This window comes from Desulfatiferula olefinivorans, assembly GCF_054657895.1.
This window is the reverse complement of record NZ_BAAHXV010000001.1, coordinates 264,415-286,349: the sequence shown is the minus strand read 5'-3', so window position 1 is coordinate 286,349 and position 21,935 is coordinate 264,415. Positions and strand designations below refer to the sequence as shown.

11 protein-coding genes are annotated in these 21,935 nt (G+C 63.3%); 4 read left to right on the top strand and 7 right to left on the bottom strand.

All coding sequences use genetic code 11. The features are described 5' to 3' along the window. Positions 1-41: 41 nt before the first annotated feature. A complete protein-coding gene (locus tag ACYQ11_RS01100; RefSeq protein WP_459921886.1) occupies positions 42-4,325 on the bottom strand; it encodes an MG2 domain-containing protein in 4,284 nt (1,427 codons plus the stop codon). A 287-nt stretch (positions 4,326-4,612) separates the two neighbouring features. Between ACYQ11_RS01100 and ACYQ11_RS01095 the strand changes: the two genes are divergently transcribed. Together ACYQ11_RS01095 and ACYQ11_RS01090 are read left to right on the top strand one after the other, a co-directional pair. After that, complete coding sequence (locus ACYQ11_RS01095; RefSeq protein ID WP_459922009.1) at positions 4,613-5,752, top strand: acyl-CoA dehydrogenase family protein; 1,140 nt, start codon at positions 4,613-4,615, stop codon at positions 5,750-5,752. Positions 5,753-6,136: 384 nt separating this feature from the next. Continuing rightward, complete coding sequence (locus ACYQ11_RS01090) at positions 6,137-6,805, top strand: TetR/AcrR family transcriptional regulator (protein ID WP_459921885.1); 669 nt, start codon at positions 6,137-6,139, stop codon at positions 6,803-6,805. A gap of 32 nt (positions 6,806-6,837) precedes the next feature. On the opposite strand, the gene ACYQ11_RS01085 is transcribed toward ACYQ11_RS01090, so the two are convergent. From ACYQ11_RS01085 to ACYQ11_RS01060, 6 genes are all read right to left on the bottom strand, one after another. Then, positions 6,838-7,413, bottom strand: a complete 576-nt coding sequence (locus tag ACYQ11_RS01085; RefSeq protein ID WP_459921884.1) for a DNA-3-methyladenine glycosylase I — start codon at positions 7,411-7,413, stop codon at positions 6,838-6,840. Between the two features lie 84 nt (positions 7,414-7,497). Continuing rightward, entirely contained in the window at positions 7,498-8,769 is a 1,272-nt protein-coding gene (locus ACYQ11_RS01080; protein ID WP_459921883.1) for a hypothetical protein, read from the bottom strand. 3 nt (positions 8,770-8,772) lie between these two features. Beyond that, the gene (locus tag ACYQ11_RS01075) at positions 8,773-9,459 is read right to left on the bottom strand and encodes an ABC transporter ATP-binding protein (protein ID WP_459921882.1); all 687 of its coding nucleotides are present in this window, start codon (positions 9,457-9,459) and stop codon (positions 8,773-8,775) included. A gap of 24 nt (positions 9,460-9,483) precedes the next feature. Beyond that, a complete protein-coding gene (locus tag ACYQ11_RS01070) occupies positions 9,484-10,716 on the bottom strand; it encodes an ABC transporter permease (RefSeq protein ID WP_459921881.1) in 1,233 nt (410 codons plus the stop codon). A 30-nt stretch (positions 10,717-10,746) separates the two neighbouring features. Then, positions 10,747-11,976: an ABC transporter permease gene (locus ACYQ11_RS01065; protein WP_459921880.1), complete on the bottom strand. Its 1,230-nt coding sequence runs from the start codon at positions 11,974-11,976 to the stop codon at positions 10,747-10,749. A gap of 4 nt (positions 11,977-11,980) precedes the next feature. Continuing rightward, positions 11,981-12,733 carry an outer membrane lipoprotein-sorting protein gene (locus ACYQ11_RS01060; RefSeq protein WP_459921879.1) on the bottom strand — a complete coding sequence of 251 codons (753 nt, stop codon included), beginning with the start codon at positions 12,731-12,733 and terminating at the stop codon, positions 11,981-11,983. Positions 12,734-13,168: 435 nt separating this feature from the next. Here ACYQ11_RS01060 and ACYQ11_RS01055 point away from each other — a divergent pair, with 435 nt between their 5' ends. Continuing rightward, on the top strand, positions 13,169-18,661 hold the full coding sequence (locus ACYQ11_RS01055) for a hypothetical protein (RefSeq protein ID WP_459921878.1): 5,493 nt from the start codon (positions 13,169-13,171) through the stop codon (positions 18,659-18,661). Between the two features lie 18 nt (positions 18,662-18,679). Continuing rightward, complete coding sequence (locus ACYQ11_RS01050; protein WP_459921877.1) at positions 18,680-21,928, top strand: fibronectin type III domain-containing protein; 3,249 nt, start codon at positions 18,680-18,682, stop codon at positions 21,926-21,928. The last annotated feature ends 7 nt before the right edge of the window (positions 21,929-21,935 follow it).

The following is a 21,935-nucleotide window of genomic DNA, read 5'->3' as shown; positions in this document are numbered from 1 at the left end:
CGATCGGCCCTGACCACCAGGCCAGGGCCGACGGAGGATCCTCATTCCGTGACCGTCACCGTTTCACCGGGAGTCCAGACCTTGTGCTCGCGGGTATAGTACAGGTAGGCCGAGGAGGCGGCGGCCTGATAGGTGCCGGGGATCTCGGCCTTGAGGGTCAGCGACACGGTGCGGGTTTCGCCGGGTTTCATCTGGCGGAAGTACAGCACCGGATCATTACCGAAGATTTCGATAAAATCCACCCGCCCTTTGTCTTGGAGTTCCGCGAGCACGCCGGGGACCAGACCCAGTCCGCCGGGCACGCCGATGCGAGCCAGACTCATGGGCAGCCCCTCACCCTCCTTTTGATTGGTCAGGCGGACCGTCAGGGTCACCGTGTCGCCGGCCTTGACCGTATCGGCGGACAGGCGGGTGTCGAGGGACAGCGGGCAGTCTGCGGAACCCGTGGGCTCAAAGGTGTTGTAAGCCAGGGCAAAGGTGAACGGCAGGGGCTCGCCGGTCTCGGTAAACCGCACCCGCACCGGGGTTTTCCCTTCTGAAAATTTGGATGAAAGCACGTCGGCGTCGATAACGATGGGCTCGGACTGACCGGCGGCGTAGGCGACCTCACCCGCCGTCCTGCCGTTGATCTCGACGATGATGCGGCCCGATTCGGCGGTTTTCCGGGCGAACCGGGCAAAGGCGGAAAGGGCCTTGAGGGCCAAAACCGTGCTCTGGGTGTTGCCGAAGCCCCCCTGCCCCTGCCGGGCCCCCACGATAAACCGCACCGCCTTGCCCAGACGCATCCGATCCGGCGTCTCGGATTTAAGCATGGCCAAAGCGGCAAGGGCCGTGGTTTCCACCGTAAGGGCCGTTCCGGTGGACCGCGTGATCGAATGCCTTTTCCCGGTGAAGCCGCCGTCGTCTCCCTGGTGCGGCATCAGCCGTCCAAGCACCGCTCCTCCCCGTTGATCCCTGACGTGAAACAGGGCATTGGCCGCAAGGGCCAGCATGTACGGGTCATCGGCGGCCAGGGCCGCGTCGTGGGCCCGGTCCAGTTCCTTTTGAATGTCATGAACAAACCCCGCCTCGGACAGGGCATAGACAATGTAAGCGTTGGTGATATCCTCGTCGGCCCGGCCGAAACTGTCCAGGGCCTGCTCACTCCGTAAAAAGCCCCCCTTCCCGTCCCGCCGGGCCATCAGCCAGTCTGCGGTGCGCTTGACCATGGCCGGGTCCACCCCGTCATAGACCTGCCGCATATCGGCAAATTCCATCAGGCCATAGGCGGTCAGGGCCTCGTGGCCCGGGGTCTGGCCGAACCATTCGTAGCCCTTTTCTCTGGTTTCATAGGCCGTGAGTTTTTTATAGCCCGTGTCGATGAGCGACCCCGCCCGTTTGATCAGGTCCGGGTCCGGGGATTCCTGTTTGTTCAGGTAGTCCAGCACCATGATGTTGGGGTAGGTGCTTGACGAGGCCTGCTCGAAACAGCCGTAGGGCTCCTGCAAAATGGCCTTTATGCCGGCCAGCATGTCGCTGAGCACGGTGGGATAGGCCGTCAGTCGGGCCTCAATGCTTCCGGCCACCGGCTTGTCGATCGTCACATCGAAGCTTCGGTCCATCACCCGGTCCGACACCGCCGTCTTCACCGGAAAGCCCCGGGGCACCACCCGGATCTCCCGGCGGAGGGTGTCGGTATCCCCGCCCACCCGGCACTGGGCCACAAGCGCGGCGGGACCGGGTATATCCTGAACCTCAAAGGGAATGAGAAAGCGTTTCGACGCTCCGGCCTTGAGCACCAGTCCCCCGGTCAGATCCATCAGGGGTTTCAACGCGGGCGGAGCCGTGACGGTCAGGGAGGCTTTCACCGCCTCCGCCGTGGCGTTGGTGACCACAAGGGGAAGCCTGAGCGTATCCCCCATGGCCACGGACACCGGCGCCTTGAGGTCCAGACTGACGGGCAGCGTTGTAGCGTAGGCCGATTCGCAGCGCCCGGCCAGACCGGTGACGCCGATGCCTTCCACCGTGGCCCGGAAAGAACCCACGGCGTCGTTGTTGTAAAATTCGAGGGTGGCCATGCCCCGCCGGTCGGTTTCGACCTGTCCCTTGAAAAAAACGGTGGACCTGAAATCACTGCGTTCTTCGACCGCGGTCGTCGTGTACACCGGCGCCGGAAAGACCCGGGCCCTGTAGTACCGTGTTTCACCGGCGGGACGATCGTCGGCGATGATCAGTCCCCGGTCCCGGGGCAGGTCGAGGTCTTCGAGTTCCGCCGGGATCCGGCCGGGCTGCGGCTCCTTCGGTGCCGGTTCCGGCGGGGCGTCGGCCTCGGCAACCGCCGGACCGCCCGCTCGGGCTTCGACCATCGGGGTGTCGTCACCGAATTTCAGGAAATTGAATCCCTTCTTGAAGCGCACCGGCGGCTCCAGGTAGATGATGGCCGTCTCGTCGTAATCCCGGACCGAGACCTCCCCGTTCCGCTTGCCGTCCGTGCAGGACAAAAGCCGGGGTTCGTAAAGATCAAGATCACTGATCACAAAGGCGCCGTCCTTGTCGGTGATCACGGTTTTTCCCGTTTCACCGATGGTAACCACGGCTCCGGCCACCGGATTGCGCCGCCGGGGGCTGTCGTAGACAAAACCCCGGATTTCGGCCTTTTCCGGTTTGAAGGCAAGGGGGGGCCGTTCTTCGGCCAGGACCTGTTCCCAGGTGAAACGCCGCCAGCCCTGGGTCATCATCAGAAGGTCCAGGGCCTCTATGCGGTTTTTCGTATCGGCACTGAAATACTTGGACGGTTCATACACCTCGCCCGTCAGGTCGGGTTCGAGCAGCAGTTTGGACAAAATGGTGCCGGAGGTGTCGGCGGCGAAACTGTGAAGCCGGTCATCGGTCACCGAAAGGGAAAGCTGGGACGGCACCGGCATCCCCCGATCGTCCCTCACCCCGATCAGCATGGTGACCTTTTCCCGGGGCAGGTACACGGCCTTGTCCGTCACAATGCGGATGTCCAGTTGTTTGTCTTCGTTGATGAACGTCAGCCGCTCGGCCCGTTCGATGCCCCGGGAGTCGAAAAGGGTCACCTGGCAGACCCCCATGGGGAAGGACCCGATGTCGGCCCGGGTCCGGTTGTCACCCGGTTTGACCGGAAGCGAGACAAAGGCGGCCACCGGACAGCGGGACCGCAGGGCAAGAAGCAGCGTCTCCGTTTCCGTGCTGCGGACCATGATATCAAGGCTTTTCCGTTCGTCCAGGGGGGTCACCTCCAGCACATAGCCGCGTTCCAGGGCCGCAGGCAGCGGATAAAGGGTCTCGATGCCCCGGGGCTTCGTGACCCGGAGCCGGTAGGTGCGGTCCTTTTCCGGCGTGAGCGAAAACAGGCCCTTGCCCTGGTGCACGGTGGCAACGTCGGCCACCCGGCGGCCCGTATCCGTTTCAATCACGCCCTCGATATCCGCCGGCTTGCCCCATTGATCCAGAACGCGCAGGGCCACCCGGGACGCCAGTCCGGCAATCAGATCCCCGCCCTCGGGGAAAAAGCCCACCTGGAGGCGGCCGGTCAGGAGGGGCAGGGAACGGGACAGGGATTCGGGCAGGCCCTGGTAGTCGAGGGAGACATTGACCAGACCTCCGGCCGGATCCAGGGTGCCCGGCAGGTCAAAACGGATCAGCGCCTTTCCCTGGTCATCGGTGGTGATTGTCTTTTCAAGGAAAACCCCGTCACCCAGCTTCACCGTGACCGTGCAGGCCTGACGGGTAAGGGGCCGGTCGTCCAGGCCCCGCACCGAAAAGGCGGCCTGGACCCTGTCGCCGGGGCCGTAGCCGGCCTTCAGGTAATCCAGTCGCATCTTGACACGGGGAACCACCACATGCTGGACGGGAATCTCTTTTTCGAAAATGAAGGGGTTCGGCTGGTTTTTCTGCCAGCGCGTGAAGGCCCTCAGGCGGTACCGTCCGCCGGGGGCGTCTTCGGAAAGGGCGATATCCCCCGATGCCGTCCCGTTGCGGGCGATGAGGGTCCGCTCGGCCACCTTATCGCCCGCGGGACCGATCCACTCCACATGAACGATCTCGCTGTTGATCGAGGGGGAAAGATCGACCCCGTTGCGCACGTAGGCCTGAAACCAGAGGGTCTCCCCGGGATAGTAGAAATGCTTGTCGCACATCAGGTAAATCCGGTCCTCGGGCCGGTTTTTCCGGCAGTCGTTCAGCCGGGCCGCCATGGCTTCCAGATCCTTGGCCTTGACCACCGACGCAAGGACCGGTCCGGCCGTGATCCCCTGGAAAAGAAACAACAGCCCTGCCGCGATTACGACGGGCAAGACCCACCGGTCACATCGTGCTTTCATCCTGGCCTCCTGACGGCGCGTCAATGTCGCGCCCGTTGATATCTGTGCGGAACGTATGCGGATGCCGCTTATTGTACAGGAAGGCCGCGGGTTCAACAACGAAAATTTCAGATCGCACGGGACCGGCCCGCTTCAAAGGGCCCCGTGACGGCTCCGGCAGACGACAGGCGGGTCAAAACCGTTGACAGGGACCTGATTTGACGATAAATTGAACCAAATTCAATATATGAAGATTGTTTATCATCATCGCCAAACATACGACAGACAGGAGATCAGCCGTGGATTCGATGGTTTTCACCAAAGAACATGAAGAAGTCAGGCGGGCGGTACGGACGTTTATCGACAGGGAGATCAACCCCCATGTGGATCGGTGGGAAGAGGAGGAACAGGCCCCCCTGCACGATCTGTTCAAAAAAATGGGGGACCTGGGCTTTCTGGGTATCCGCTATGATCCGGCCTACGGGGGCCAGGGACTGGACTACTGGTACGAAACGGTCTTCCTCGAAGAGCTGGCGAGAATCGACTGCGGCGGCATTCCCATGGCCATCGCCGTCCAGACCAACATGGCCACCCCGGCCATCGACGAGTTCGGCAGCGAGCACCTCAAGGAGACCTACCTGAAGGGGGCCGTCGACGGACGTCTGGTGGCGGCCATCGCCGTCACCGAACCCGATGCGGGCTCCGATGTGGCCGCCATCCGGACCACGGCGCGACGGGAGGGGGATCATTATGTGTTAAACGGGTCGAAAACTTACATTACCAACGGCACCCAGGCGGATTTTCTGACCCTTCTGGCCCGGACCGGCGATGCGCCGGGCTATCATTCGTTCAGCCTGTTCGTGGTGCCCACGGACCTGCCCGGCTTTACCGTCAGCCGTAAACTGAAAAAAATCGGCATGCGAAGCAGCGACACGGCGGAGCTTTTTTTCGACGACATGAAAATACCGGCGGAGAACCTCATCGGCACCGAGGGGGAAGGCTTCATTCACCAGATGATGCAGTTCCAGCACGAACGGTTCAGCGTGCTGCCCATGGCCTACACGGCCGCCCGGAAGATCATCATGGAAACCGTGGATCACCTGAAACAGCGGGTGGTGTTCGGCAAGCCCCTGATCAGCCGCCAGGTGCTGCGTCACCGCATCGCCCAGTGGCTGGCGGAGACGGAAAGCCTTCAGCAGCTGACCTACCATATCGTGCGCATGAAAATGGACCGAAGGGACGTAACCCGGGAGGTGTCCATGGCCAAACTCCTGGCCGGACAGCTGTTGAGTTCGGTCACCGACGGCTGCCTTCAGATGTACGGAGGCATGGGGCTCATGGAAGAAACCCGGATCAGCCGGGCCTTCCGGGACACCCGGCTGATGGCCATCGGCGGCGGCGCCAACGAGATCATGTGCGAAATCATCACGAAAACCCTGGGGTTCTGAGGTCACGCTCCAGGGCAATTGCATGTCATGACAGAAAAGAGCCGGGGCTCTTTTCCTTCGTGCTCTTCGTGAGCTTCGTGGTCAAACCCTTCAACCACCCGGTCGCTGCGCTCCCTGAAGAACACGAAGAGCACGAAGGAAGCATGGTTTGTCACAGCCCGGCACCGCCATCGTAAACGTGCTCGTGCTCGTGACCGTAAACGTGAACGGCATGAATCCATGAGGCCCATGTGTTTTAATTTAATGAACAGACATGCGATTGCCCTGGGGTACGCTCGGAGGGGGATTGAGTTTCGCGGCTCTTTCATGTATACACTGAACCATCGCCCGGAGGCGGCGAAAAAACGATCACACACACTCCAAGCATCGATTGAGGACAGGGATATGGGCGAACACCGGGACGAGCGGGCATCGGACAAGGATCTATCACCCAGCGCCAGACGGCGTCAGAGGGAAAAGGAGCAGCGTTACCGAACCCTCCTGGACGCGGCCGAGCACCTGTTTGTCACCCAGGGCTACCACCAGACCAGCGTCGAGGCCATTGCCGAACGGGCCGAGGTGTCCGTGGGCACGGTGTATTTCTATTTCAAGAACAAGGAGGACCTTCTGGTCCGCCTGTTTTCCGAAGGGGTCTACACCCTGAGGGTAATTCTGGGCCGGGCCTACGCCGGCGGAACGCGGCCCGAAGACGGCTTCCGCGCCGCGGGCATTGCCTTTTACGACGAGTTCTGCGCCAAGCATCCGGGCAAGGTGGCCATCGTGTTCAAGGAAGCCGTGGGCCAGAGCCAGGCCCTGGAAGAGGCCCGCCGCACCATGCTGAAAAAGCTCAACGACGACGTGTACAACGCCCTCCTGGTGGTCAGCGAGTCCTTGGGCCTCACCTACAAAACCCCCCGCTCAGCCCAGGTCATCGCCGTGGGCATTTTAGGCATCTACGAACGGGTGGCTTACCAGTACCTGATGTGGGCCGACGACAGCGGCGCCTCGGACCTGGGCTCCATCGGCCGGGACGCCGTGGACTTCATCATGGGCGGCCTGACCCAGTTCAAATAACGGCGCCCAAAAAAAATTCGATCTCGAATATTTTACGACGCCGTCAGACAGACTTCCCGATACCTGAAACAGCCGGTGCGATGGTCGTTGACCATGCCCACGGCCTGCATGAACGAATAGACGATGGTGCTGCCCACAAAGGTCAGGCCCCGCTGTTTCATGTCCCTGCTGATCGCATCCGACAGGGGGGTTTTGGCGGGAACCTCGCGGACCGAGGTAAAGGCGTTGACGATGGGCCGGTGATCGACAAAGCGCCAGAGGTAGGCGTCGAAGGAGCCGAAGGCCTCGATCAGGTCCAGGACCCTGCCGGCGTTCGTGACGGCCGAGCGGATCTTGAGGCGGTTGCGGACGATGCCGGCATCGTTCATCAGGCGTTCGATGTCCCGATCGGTATAGGCGGCCACCGTTTCCATGGAAAAACCATCAAAGGCCCGGCGGTAATGCTCCCGCTTGCGCAAAATGGTCAGCCAGCTGAGTCCCGCCTGGGCGCCCTCCAGCACCAGCATTTCGAACAAAAGCCGGTCATCGTGCACCGGCACGCCCCACTGGGTATCGTGGTAGGCGATGTAAAGGGGATCCGTGCCGCACCACTCGCAACGTTCCATCATCCGTCCTTTCTCTAAAATCAAACCCCATTTGCCCCGCTTTTTAAAAGCGGGTCCCCCGGAAGGGCCGCCGGAGGCAAAATCGTGTCAGAAATACCAGGTTCCGGTCAGGGTCAGGGTGTCCGGGGCCCTGGTGGTGTAAGGCAGAACCGGGAGGGCGATTCCCCCGAAGGCGGTATTCGTGCCGCCCCTGTACAGGGCCATGCCCCCTTCGATCCGGAGGTTTGAGCCCGCGTCCCAGACCAGCCGGGGCAGCACCACGCTGGAGCCGTCGTCCGCACTGACGATCAGCGTGGTATGAAACGAGACCAAAGGATGCAGTTCGATCTGGACGGCCCCGCCCAGATAGTTGCGGCCCGGCACGAACAGTTCCCCCCGGGCCGCGCGGATCAGAAGCTCCCGGTCGGCCAGGCTGTTCTCGGCGTCATGGTGCCCGAGGCCGCTGTGGTAATACTCGATCAGACCGTAGACATTCTTTCCGAACGCCGTAAAGGACCCATCCAGATTGATCACCAGGGACAGAGGATTCTCGCCTCCTGCCCGGGTCCAGACCAGATCGCTGCGGACCATGGCCTGGCCCAGACTTCGTGAAAGACCGACGGCGGTCAGGGGCTCGTCATAATGAACGGCCCCCAAAACCGTCACCTCCATCCCGTCCAGCAGAAGGTGGTGCCGCAGGGCCGCCGAGGATTGATCGCCTTCGAGCCTGCCCGAGGCCTCGTCCCGCCGAGGCACGACCACCAGATCGGTCTCGCCCTGACCGTTCGACCGGACGGAAAGGACAGCCATGTCGTCGCCGATCTTGTAATCCCTGACCGTGTCGGTGGGGGCAAAGGGGTTGAACACGTCCATGGGATTGAAGATCAGGCCGCTGCCCCAGGTCAGGGCCTGGCGTCCGATCCGGCACTGGGCCCGGTCGCCCCGGACGGCCAGGGACAGACGATCCAGTCGATGGCCGAGGGTCCAGTCGTCCCCCTCGTCGATGGTGCGGCTCAGATCCATCAGCCGCCTGTCGTCCTCCTCGTTCCCCGCCAGAATCAGGCCGGAAAGGGCGGCGGCCAGGCGTTTCCGGGTTTCATGGGTCCGTCCCCCGGCCCAGAGGGCCTCGTAATGGATTTCGGCACTGACCCGATCGGCCAGGCGCACCGTATCCGTCAGGCGCAGGGAAAGGTCCTGATCCGTTCCTGCTTCATCGCCAAAGACGGTCCAGACGGAGCCTTCATCGAACCGGGAGTAAACGCCCCGGGCCTTGACCTGCCCTCCCCAATCGTGGTGCAGTGCAAAAAGTGACCGTGCGGGCGTCATCAGGGTGAGCACCCCAAGAAAAAAAAGACCGGACCTGATCGGGTAAGAAACCATCACTCAGCCTTTCGTCACATCGTCCACGATGCGTCCGTCGCGAATCATCACCAGGCGATGGGCGTGGTCCATGACCATGCGGTCGTGGGTGGAAAAGACAAAGGTCACCCCCTTGTCCGTGTTCAGGTGCTGCATCAGGTCCAGCAGGGACTCGCCGGTTTTCGAATCCAGGTTGGCCGTGGGCTCGTCGGCCAGGACGATGGCCGGATCGGCGGCGATGGCCCGGGCCACGGCCACCCGCTGCTGCTGCCCGCCGGACAGTTGGGCCGGGCGCCGCCCGTACAGGCCCGAAAGGCCCACCTCATCGAGAACCTGCCGGGCCCGATCCCGCCGCTCCCGGGAGGGAACGCCCTGGAGCTGCATGATGTAGGCCACGTTTTCCTCGGCGGACAAAACGGGGATCAGGTTGTAGGACTGGAACACGAAGCCGATGCGGTGAAGCCGGAGCCGGGCCAGTTCAGACCCCGACAGGCGGCAGAGTTCCCGGCCGTCCACGGTGACGGTTCCCGAATCCGGCGTGTCCAGGCCGCCGATGAGGTTGAGCAGCGTCGTTTTTCCCGAGCCCGACGGTCCGGCCAGGGCCAGGAATTCCCCGCGCCGGACCGACAGGTCCACCGCGCTCAAGGCCCGGACCGTCTGGCTGCCCTGGACGTAGGTCTTGACGACGGACTCGGCGTTCACGATGATCATGGTTTCAATCTCCCGTCACTCGCATTAATGCACGGCCATGGCTTCGATCGGCGTGAAGCGGGCGGCCTTGACCGCCGGGTACAGGCTGACCAGAAGGCCCGACACCATGACCACGGCCCCCACGATCAGCACATCGCCGACGCGCAGGAGGGGCCGGATCACCCGGGGCATGTTCCACATGTCGGCGCCGGCGGCAAGGGCCGACAGATCGATGCCCGAGGGGGTCAGCAGCAGCACGGTGACAAGGCCCAGGAGGGCCCCCAGCACCGTTCCGATCCCAAGAATCAGGCCGCTTTCCAGAAGCACGCCGACGACGATCCGGACCGGCGTCATGCCCAGGGCCTTGAGCAGGCCGAATTCCCGCATGCGCTCGTACACGGCCATCAGCGTGGTGTTGACGATGCCGAAGCCCATGGCCACGAACACCACCCCGTACCAGATGTACAGAAAAAAATCGTTGGAATCCAGATAGGCCCGGATCATGGGCAGGCGATCCCGCCAGGTGGACACCTGAAGCGTCTCATCCAGAACCTGAGAAAGGCGGTCCGCGACCGTCTGCTCGGTCCGGCCGTCAAGGTCCGTGTCCGGCAGGCGGATCGTGGTTTCCGAGTACCCCTCGCAAAGGCCCAGCATGGCCGCCGCCTGGCGCCTCACAACAAAGATCCGGCCCGTTTCCATGGCCTCGGTTTCCGCCCGGAACACCCCCGTGATGCGAAAGGCCCGGGAGGCGATGTCGCCCGTGAGGTCCCGGCTCATCACGATGAGCTTGTGGCCGATCCGGGTTTCGAACCGCCGGAGAAAGGACCGGCCCACCAGAACGGCGTCGGCGTCCGCCTCCGTCAGGTAGCGTCCCTCGATGACCGCTCCGCCGATAAAGGAGATCCGGGCTTCCTGATCGGGATCGATGCCGACGAGGGTCACCCCGGTGGAGTGCCGGGCGTTCGACGCCACGGCCGAGACCCTGATCCGGTGGGACCAGAACGATCCCGCGGGCAGATGCTCCGAGAGCACGGCGTCGATGGGCGGGGCCGCCTCGATGTGATAATCGACCACCGGATCGTCCAGGTACATCGCATGATGAATCTGGACGCTGCCCGTCAGATCGGAAAGGGCGTTTCCGACCATGGCCGTCTCGATGCCGTGGGTCAGGGACGCCAGAAGGAGCATGTTCCAGACCCCCACGACGACGGCGGTCAGAATCACCAAGGTGCGCCGGGGATTCCGCCAGACATTGCGAAAGGACAGGGTCAGATCCATGGCGTCCTCAACGAAGCATGCGGGCGCGTCTCACACATGGGCCATGGCCTCCACCGGTTTGAGGGTTCGAAGTTTCAGGGCCGGAACAATGGCCGACAACACCGTGATCACGAAGACCAGAAGCGGCCCGGCCAGAACGGTAATCGGCGTCATCCGGGGATAAAACCGGTCCGGCAGTCCGTACTGCCTGAAAATATCCTCGGTGCCGGGAATGGCAATGCCCTGATGCTGAAAATAAAGGGTCACGCAAATCCCGAGCACCATGCCCAGGATCAGGCCCAGAAGGGTCATGGCCATGGATTCCATGATCACGAGTTTCATCAGCCGCAAGGGGCTGACCCCCAGGGCCGCCATCACGCCGAATTCCCGGGTTCGCTCGAAAATCGCCATCAGAAAGGTGTTGAAAATGCTGAAGGCCACCACGATGATCAGAATCAGGTACATGATGATCCCGCCGACCAAATCCATCTGGATGCTCTGGAGCAGGCCCGGGGTCAGCTCCATCCAGTCAAGCACCCGAAGATCCGGGAATCCGGACAGGGCCTGGGCGAGGGCCTGTTTGACCGGTGTAACCGAGCCCAGGCGATCGAGCAGGATCACCGCCTGATGAACGCCGCCTTCCATGGAAAAGGTCTCCTGAAAATCCCCAAGACCGATCATCAGCGTGTTCCGGTCCACGGCCTCGATGCCGGATTCGAAGATCCCGCTGACCGTAAACACCGCCGCCGCCACGGACCCGTCCCGGCCCTGGCCCAGCACGGTCAGCTCATCGCCGATATCAATGGACAGATTCCGGGCAAGACGCCGGCCGACCAGGGCGCCGTAGGGGGTATCGCCGGACAGGTAGGAACCCTCTCGGACCAGCGACGCCACCGTGGAGACATCTTTTTCCCTTCCGGGGTCGATGCCGGTGATCAGGACCCCCTCGGTGCGGGTGTCCGACGACACCAGGGCGAAAGCGGAGGCGCGAAAGGAAAAGGCCCGGATCTCCGGCCGGGCGGACAAAAGCGCCACAAGGGCATCTGTATCGTCGACGGCCTGCCACAGGTTCCGCTCGTCCTGGTAGCCCCGGGCCTGGACCTGAAGATGGCCGGTGCTCACCGACACCGAAATGTCGATCATGGTTTCGTAACTGCCGAACTGGAAGGACAGCATGAAGACCAGAAGCAGACAGGCGAAGGCAATGGCCAGCACGGTCAGGGCCGTGCGCCGGGGGTTCCGGAAAATATTCCGCCAGGCCATGACAAGATCCATCATCATTTCCTCACTCCCAGATCGCCTTGTTTTTCAGGCCGGACAGTTGAAACAGTCCGGGATCAGGGTCCAGGGAAAAGCTCAGCTCGCGGTAGTTCAGGAGGGTGTACTCGTCGTCGGCCTCGACCTTCTTCATCAGCCAGCGCATGGGAAACAGACGGCCGTCGGTCATGCGGATGTCCGAGGCCGTCATGATCTTCACCGGCTTTTTGTCCTCGTCGTAGAAAATCTGTTCGAGAAGGATGTCATCGTCCCGGATCAACAGGTCCATCATCCCCCAGATCACCGGCGCCCGGGGCCGGGGGACGGACCGGATCCGGTAAAGGGTATGGCCCTCAAGGCTTTCTTCGGAAAGAAGGGTGTGGGTGTAGTCCCGGATCAGGCTGTCGGATTTGGCCAGGTCGTTGTTGGAAAAGTCCGATCCCTGCCAGGACTGGTTCATCATCGAGGGCGGAAGCTTGATCACCCGGTTGATTTTGGGGTTGTACATCCACATGCCCCCGTCTGTTTTCAGGGTGCCGTTGCCCTTGTCCTTGGGCGGGTCGATGATGACGATCAGCGAATCGCTGTCCCCCCGGGTCCAGCCCCGGATACGGACGGTCCTTTCCCAGGCCGGCCGGTGGATGGTCATGTCCGTCAGGGCCGTGGACGCCTGGCCCCGCCAGTGGTCGAAGGCCTTGCGGACCAGCGTGTCGGCGTCGGGTCCGGCCTGGACCCTTGCGGTGCAAAGACCAAGAAAAATCAGCGTGTAAACCAGTCGCATGGCGTCTCTCCGCAGAATGGGTGAGGGATATCGATCCGTATGCTCGGCCATTATACCCACTTTGGCCGAATAAAAAAGGGGGAAATCTCCCTGGGGTGTGACGGATTTAACAGCGTGACGCGTTGCGATGCGTTAGGTTACCCCCCATGGAAGCCCGAAGCCTGTTTGTCGAGGGCAATCGCCCTATGACAGGTAACGCCGTGACCGTTTGTATGGCGGGCATCAAAAAATATTTTTTCTCCTTGATTCCCGTTATCACCCGGCTATATAAGGTGAAACCAAGGTGCCGCCGTGTTTGATCGTGACCGCGAACATCACGAAACATCGAGCATCCATACCCGTTACCCGAAACAATTGGCCACCAAGCCCTGAAAAACCCGTGCCGTCCGGAGCAAACACCCCCTGTGTTCCCCGGACGCAAAGAGGACGTGTGCGATGAAACCATTGAAACCGTTTCTGATTCTTTGTGTGTTCCTGCTGAGCGGCCGCCCGGCCCTTTCGGCGGATTATTTTTTGTCTCTTGGTGCGGTGGCGGGAAACCGTTACGCCGTGGCCACCGACCCCTCGCCGGTGACGCTTGAGGTCCCGGTGACGGTGGCCTGCACCTATCCGGCCGGAAGCACACAGCCCTCCGATCCCCTGACCATCCGCGGCACCGTCACCCGGGGAGACACCACGATCGCCGCCTCGGTATCGGTGCCTGACCCGGATTGGGGCATGTGCATGTATGACGTTCCTCGGCCCGGCGGCGCGGTGGATCAATGCCAGATCACCCGGACCCTGTCTTTCGTTCTTTCCCCCGATGCCCGTTTCACCAGCGACTACACCCTGGCCGTCGCCGTCACCCCCTCGGCAAATCCGGGCACGATCCTGGCCGACGCCGCGGGCGGGTTTGATTTCACTCTGTTTTCCGGACGCCTCACGGCCGGGGTCAACACGGTGACCTTCACGAGCATCACGCTGCCGGCGTCCTATTATCAGACCTGCGCCCAGGCCAGCCCCAACGTGACGCGCCTCAAAGGCGACGTCTTTGACAACGATTTCACCGACAACGCGGCCAATCTCTGTGTGCAGCGGGGCATCGTCAACCGGAACGGAACCGTTCATCTTACCCTGATCAGCGGCGATCTGGCCCTCGGCACTGTCGGCGGAACCTCGGCGGCCGGCCTGTCCTACACCCTGTCGGGCACGACGCTGACCGCGGACGGCCTGTCCTGCGCCTCGATCACCGTGGACCTGCCGGACGGTGTCACGGTCCATGAGCCGGACGCGACGGCCGGACGCCCGAACCCCCGGGGGCTCGATCATCTTTCCTTTTCAGGCGTGGGGCCGGTCAGCACACCAAACGCCATCAGTCTTTCCCTTTCCGCCCCCCGGTATCTCTACAGCTACGGCCTGCCCTTCTGGGTGGGTTTTTCGTCGTTGAATCTTGATTTCGACAGCGCCCGGGGCATCGTGCTGCCGGCCGCCGCCGCCCTGTCCATGGACATGGTTCACATGATCAAAACCGCCGCCGATGACCCCAGACGGCTTGTCGGCTTTCCGTCCAACACCGCGCCCTATGCCGCAAGCGGTCAAACCGAGCTGACCCTCACCTCGGCGGGGCTTGACGGCATGTTGCCCTTCCGGGCCAAAACCGCCGCCTGGGGCGGCTGGACCACCGATCGCATCAGCCCCCGGACCGCCTTTCCCAAAGGCGCCCTCGCCTGGGGAGCCTTTGACCTGACCCTCACCGGCGGGACCATGCAGCCGGGCACGATCCCCGACGTCGACTTTTCCATGCGCATGTCCGGCAACTGCCCCGAGGGCATCTGCGGCGACACTCCCGCCGGAACCGACTATGTGCTCGAAAACCTGACCCTGGGCACCGGTGATGACGGGGCCCTGGGCGGGACCGTGGCCGATGTGCGGGCACCCACGGCCTTTGGAAAATATAACGGCGCCCGCTACACCTTTGAAAAAGACGACACCGGCCGCCGGGCCATGCTGTTCTTTCCGGGCAATCGCCTGCCCGGCACCGACGCCGACACCGGAAGCGAGGGACGGTACACCCTGTCCCAGTACCTGTTCGGCTCCCGGGCCTTTGACGATGCCGAAACCCTTTCGGCCCATTGTTACCTGAACGATCCGGACAACACGGCGGCCCGGTCCGGCAACCATTATTTCCCCGGGCTGACCCTGGGTCCCGGCCGGCTCGAACCCGCGGTGGAAAACGGTCTGACCGATGCCGTCGACGACCGGGACCTGTCCCTGTTGCTCAGCGGTGAAAGCACCCCCGTGGCCATCGATGTAACCCCCGCCACCAAGTACGTGATCCGTCCCGGGGGCATCACCGGGGTGTTCAACACGACCTTTTCCGGCCCCCTGTCCATCTACGGGTACACCCTGGAACTCAAACGCTTCGCCTTCCGGTCCGACGTGAACCGGCTCGATCCTTACAGCTTCATCGACGGCCACCTGGACCTGCCCTTTCCGGCCGAGCTGACCGTGGGCTTCACCAGCCTCGAACTCACCTGCACCGGCGACATGGCGGGGGGTCAGGTCGACGCCGAAAGCAGCGGCAACCGACTGGCCTACTGGAACGCGCCGGTGACCCTTCTGGGCATGGGATTCGAGGACACCGCCGGGGAATCGGCCTGTCCGGACCCGGCCAACCGGCAGCTCCGGCTGGATTCCTCGAACACCGTCCGGGGCCTCAGCCGCCCCGTGACCCTTTCGGCGTTCTGGAGTCCCGCGGGCGAACCCTCCCAGGACACGATGACCTCGGCCGTGACCCAGCGCATGGACAATCCCGCCGCGGGCGATGATCCGGGCTTTTCCGTGGTGCTCCGTGACGGGTACCTCAACCATGACACCTATGCCTCAACCGGCGTCACCGGCTTTACCGCCCTCAACCTTCTGGTGGACCTGCCCCTGTTCGACGACCTGTCCGTGCTCGGCCATTTCCAGAACGACGATGACGAGGCCTTCACCCTCTACCTGTCCCGGGACGCCCTCACCCCCGACGCGGACCGAAACGGCCTGCCCGATGCGGGCTACGTCGGCTGGACCGTGGACGGCTACCGGGCGGAGCTGGTCAAGAACGAGGAGACCCTTTCCCCGGATCCCCGACCCGAAGCCCGGTATTCCTGGGCGGGGCTCATCAATCTGAACTACCCGCTTCTCTACCAGCGGGCCACGGCGGATGGGGGGCCCCAGTTCAACGGGGTCAAGCAGACCTCGCACCTGCCCGGCGGGGCCGATCCGGTGATCACCATCTCCTCCGCCGCCGATTACCTGAAACCCGACACCGCCAAGGTGTCCTTCGGCGCCACGGCCGATGTGGCGGAGCTTCAGAATTTTCACGTGGACCTGAGCTCGCTGACCGGCAACCTCGACACGTTCCTGGCCGACCGGCTGAACGTGACCCTGCCCATCGAAACCCTTTTGGGCGACCTGGTCGACACCACCTCCCTGATGCGGGGCGTCACCGGCGGGGATATCAGCGGCCTTTTAGAGCCGGTCCTCGATGCGGCCCTTTCCGCCGGTCCGGTGGCCAACGGATTTGATGCCCTGTCGTCGGCCGTAAGGACCATCCACCGGGCCCCCACCCTGATCACCAGCCAGATCGAAAACCGCATCGGCGAGGTCCGGAGCCGCATGGTCGGCACCCTGACCGACGCCCTCACCGGCCCGCTGGATGAGGTCTACAACTCGGATCTTGCCGCCTTTGTCGCCTTCGACCCCGTAAGCCTGGAAAGCACGGGTCTTTATTCGGCCGTCGAGATTCAAACATTCCGAAGCGGCCGGGAGGCCCTGACCGCGGCCCTGGGCAACCTGGAAGGCACCGTCTCCGGCCTCAGGGGACAGATTGGAACGATCCGCTCAACGATTGAGTCCCTGAAAGGCGAGATCGACGGCACCGTGGGCACGGTCTCCTCAACGGTCACCACGGTCAACAACGCCATCGACAGCCTGACCGAATACACCAGCCCGGACATGGCGACAAACCCCCTGCTCACCGAAGTCAACCAGGCCAAGAACACGATCAACAACGCCCTTGCCGCCATCAAGGCCCTGGACCTGGGGCAGATCGGCGACGCCCTCAGTCAGGCGGCCAGTCTGTCCGGGGGCACCATCGACACCAGCATGATCGACGAGGCCGACGCCTTTCTGGACACCCAGGTCCAGCAGCTCGAGCAGTTGATGACCGACGCCGAAACCCAGCTGGAATCGGCGATTTCGGGCACGGGCCTGAACACGGTCTTTGTCCAGGCAAAGAGCCGGATCACCTTCGTCGAAACCCACATCAGCGCGGTCAACGCCCAGATCACCCTGGTCTTCGACCGCCTGCTGGTCAGCAGCACCGGCGGCCCCGCGGACAACGGCTACCTGGGGCTGCTCGAAAACGGCCTGGCCTCGGCCCAGGGATTTTTGAGCGGCTTTAGCCAGTCCATTTCAGGGGATCTGCCCATGGGCATTGACGGCTCGCCGGACCGGGCGGCCCTGGCCCAGATGGGCCGGGACAAGCTGGACAGCCTGGCCCTTTCCCTGGTCACGGACCTTTCGGCCCAGGGCGGGGACCTTTCGGATGCGGCCGGCCTGCTGCTTGCGGGCATCGACCCGGCGAACCCGGCGAACGCCTTTGAAACCGTGTTCCAAACCGGCCTGACCACGCTGATGACGGCGCCACTCGATCAACTGACCGGGGGCCTGTCGGCCCAGATCCAGGCCGTCACCGACGAGGCCCTCGGCTTCATCCCCGACGCCGGGGCCGACGACCTCAAACAGATGGTCAAAAACGCCATTTTAAACAGCGGCCCGGTTCAGGAGCTGAACACCGTCTTTTACAGCCAATTCGGTTTCATCTCAGACCATGTGGACGATCTCACCGGCCAGGTGACGTCCAAGATCAACGGGTTGATCAACGAGGCGATCAAGGCCGTGTCCGACGGACTCAACGCCCAGCTGGCCAGTGTGTCCAGCGACATCGGCGGCTCCGGCGGCGGCCTGTCCGCCGCCAAGATGGACGGCTACGCCCTGATCAGCCAGGACGAGCTGGAACGCATCCACATCGACGCCGAGTTCGACTTCGGCGGCAAGCCTGACCCCACCATCTACTACGCCATCCTGGACATCACCAACTGGAACGCGGACAACGGCAAAGGCAGCGGCTGCCCCGGCGACACGGCAGGCACTTCCATGTTCGACGTGGTGATCTCCACCAAGGATGTGAAAGCCGACATGCTGGGCACGGACATCGGCATCAAGACCGCCTCGCTGGGGTTCACCTTTACGGGGCTTTTGCCCATCGGCATCTTCGGCAACGTCTACACCTCCGGGGAACTGGAATTCGAGGCCGTGACCCTGATGGATATGGGGCTCGAAGCCGGCATCGGGGCCATCGAGAATTACCTGGGGGCCAAGGCCACCGGACGTTTTGAAGACTATACGATCTCGGCCGTGTTTTTTCTCGGCAAGACCTGTGATTTCGAGGTGCTCAAACGCCTGGACAAGGACGTGACCAACTTCATCGGCGACCACGCCGCCTTCACCGGCGTCTATGTCCGGGGCGGGGCCGAGATTCCGATTTTCAACTACGGCTGCGCCCTGAAGGTGGGCGTGGGGGCCGAGGTGGGGGCCTGGTACCTGACCGATCCGGTGCCCACCTACGGCGGCATGTTCGGCGGCTCGGCCTACGGCCGGGTGGCCTGCCTGGCCGCCCTCAAAGGCAGGGTGCTGCTGAGCGGCTCCAAGGTCGGCGACCAGTACCGATTCTACGGCATGGGCTGGGGCGCCGGCGGCGTGGGATTCTGCGAACCCGGCAAATGGTCCTCGGTGTCCAAGAGCCGGTCGGACAGCTGGTGCGTCACCGGCGACGCCACCTTCGAAGCCACCTACAACCACGGATGGACCATCAGCGGGCCGGACGTTCACTGCTGCTACTAATACGGGAGAGTCTCGATCATGAAACGCTATACAACCACCACCTTCAAAACGCTCCTCGGAGCTTTCTGGACGGTCCTGTTCCTGGCCGCATCGGCTTTTTCCGCCGATCGCATGTACTTCGGCGGCTTCAACAATGAAAACCCCGCATCGGGCCTTCGGGAAGTGCTGCTGGTCTGGGGTGAGCTGGAAGGGCGCATCCCCGACGACATCATCGCCTTCCGGATCTACCGGAAAACCGGAGCCGGTGATTTCGAGGCCGCGCCCCTTTTCGACATCCCCAACACCCTCGCCTCTCCCGCCGAGCTGGGAACCCTCTTCAACGGCCCGGGGCAGGGTGCGGCCAAAGCTGAAATCATCGCCCTGCTCGACGACATGGTTCAGGAGGCGGACATCGACGATTCCAACTACCTGGATTTTCTGCATCCTATCCTCGATGAGGGTCATCCGGATTACAGCGCCTTCAAGCGCATGCTGCTGATCCGCTTTTGTCCCCTGATCGCCCGGGCCTGCGGCCGGGCCGTCATGGACAGCGCCCCCGGCGGTTCGGACAACGAATACCTGATCACCGGCGTGACCGCCGCGTCGGAAACCAAACCCCTGGGCCAAACGGTGGTCGGAACCGGGGCCCTGACGCGCCTGCCCGCCCCGGACCAGTTCCGCCAGGTGACCGTGGGCGGCTGCTCGGCCATCAACCGCTTCATGGACCATGAAACCGTTCATTTCAACTGGGATGTGGGCACCTCCCCCGAAACCCTGGCCCGGCGCATCCTGGTCTACGGCTACGATCTCTACCGGTCCACCACGGATCTTGGGACCCTTAACCTGGCCGACACCGTGCCCGCCTCGCTGGTCCGGGTCAATCCCGTGCCCATCGTGGTTTCCGGAAACACGGAACACGACGGTCCCGACGCCTTTCTGGCCGTGGACGGGGGCAGGGCCCAGGCCGAACAGGGGCTCGCCGCGGGTGAGACCTATTACTATTATCTGGTGGCCCGGGACCTGTCGGGTCATTATTCGGCCACGGCCGGCCCCCTTGCCGCCACGGTCCCGGACCGTCAGGCGCCGATCATGCCTTTCGGGGTCGAGGCCCGCCAGGAAATGGACGGAACCACTCCCCGGCTGACCCTTTTCTGGGACCGGATTAACGCCGCCAATGTCCGGGATCATTACCGGCGGGACAAGGCCTACTGCGCCGGAAGCCCCGCCGGGAAACTCTGCTTCACCCGCCCCGGCGGCGACTGTGCGGGCACGGACCGCCAATGCCTGGACATCGATGTGCATCACTACCTCGTTTACCGATTCGCCTCCTTCCAGGCGGCCCATGACTGGGGCACGGACTCCGACAACGACCTGTGGCCGGATTCGGTGGAAGAAGGCTTAAGCGATCCCTGCGACCCGGAAAGTATTCCCGGCCTCACCGGCCCCATCGTGGCCACCGTTCCCTATGCCGCCAATATCCGGACCCTGCCGGACAGCGCCAAGGAAATCCATTATTTCCGGGACACCGTGCCCGCGCCGGACAACCGGGTGTTCTGGTACCGCATCGGCGCCGTGGACGATCAGGGCAACCAAAGCCCCCTGTCGCCCCCGGTGCGCGGCGCGCTGTGGGACCGGAGCCAACCCGATGCGGACGCGGTGATCCGGACCGCCCGCTGCACCTTCGCCGCCAAGGTCATGCCGCCCGGAGAATGTTTCGGCAGCTACGGCAACGCCGATCAGCAGGCCCCCCTCAACCTGTTCGACGAAACCAGCGCCGCCCGGCGTTTTCATCTGTACGAAATCTGCGACAACGGCAAGATCGTCACCGACCGGCTGCTTTACAGCGGAACCATCAAGGATCACGCAGTGGTCCAATCCAGGGACCTGGGCCGCTACAATTGCGAAACCTCGACCTGCCGTGAAAACCGCCGCTACCGGGTCCGTTTTTTCGGTGACGGCAACCGCTTCCTGGCCGAAAGCACGCCGTTCGAATCCCAGTCCTGCCTGGCCGACCCCGCAGGCTGCGTGATTCTTTACAAGGAATGCCGGGAGATCGTCATCACCCCCGACGACACCGGGGTCGGCCCCCTGGATCCCGATGATCCCCTGATCGTCTGCGCGGCCCTTGCGCCGGGCCGGTGCGCCCGGGTCTACCGGAACGTGGGCGGCGCCATGACCCCCATCGCCTCCTTCTGCGACAGCGACGGGTCCTGCTCGGGCCCCATCGATCTGCGGGGCATCGTCACCACGGATCTCTGCCTGGGCGTCCGGGTGTTCAGCGAAAACGGGGTCGGCTCGGGCATGGTGTATTTCCCCTGCCTTTCCGTGAAAACTCCCGCGGCGCCCAAGGCCCCGCTGATGGAAGGGGTGACGCCCAAGGGGGATGCAGCGGCCCCGGCCTTCGAGGTGCGCTGGTCGTCCCAGAGCGAGGGCATCGCCGCGTTTATCGTCAAACGGGAATCGCCTGCAGGCATTTATTACGAAACGGTGTGGGACCTTCGGCCCGATGAGGAAACCGGGCAGTTCAGCCTCACCCTGCCCATCGAACCGGACACCCTTGAAACCGACTGGTGCTTCACGGTCCGGGCCATGGACACGACCCTTGTCATGAGCGACTGGTCCGACACCCGCTGCGGCATCTGGGGAGCCCCGACGGCCGCCGAAAGCCTGGGCTGGCCCCAGGTCTCGACTCCGACGGAGACCGGCGAGATCGTGGCGGTAAGGATCAACGGCCGGACGACCCCGCTGCTCGTTCTGTCCGAGGCTCTGGACGACCGCATCGCGGCCTTCGAACGGGATTGCGTGAACAGCCAGGTCAACAAACGCTGCCCGGTCGACGGCGCCGACATTCCGCTCTGCGGGGAAGACCAGATGTGCCTTTCACCGTCCTTGTTCTGCTGCGACATCTGCGGGTTGATCCGGTCGGCCAACACCCTGGGAACCTTCATGGTCTACCGCCAGGAAGAAGGCCGGGACCTGGTCCAGGCGGGCCCCCTGGTGGAAACCGTCCACTGCACCTACGGGGCGACGGAGGGCAACGAGCACCTGTTCGTCGCCACGGTGAACGATCCCCTGATTTATGTGGTGACGTTCACGGCGGCCATCGCCGCCGCCTCCAGCGACGACCCGGCGGTGATCAGCGGACTGTCCGGCACCACCCGCCTGGTGTTCGCCGACCATTTCCCCTACCGGGCCGGCACGCGGGTCCGGTACAAGGTGCTGGCCTTCGACACCGGCACCCTGGAACCCGAAACCATCTACACCAGCGGCTGGCTTACGCTGCCCTGATAACGGG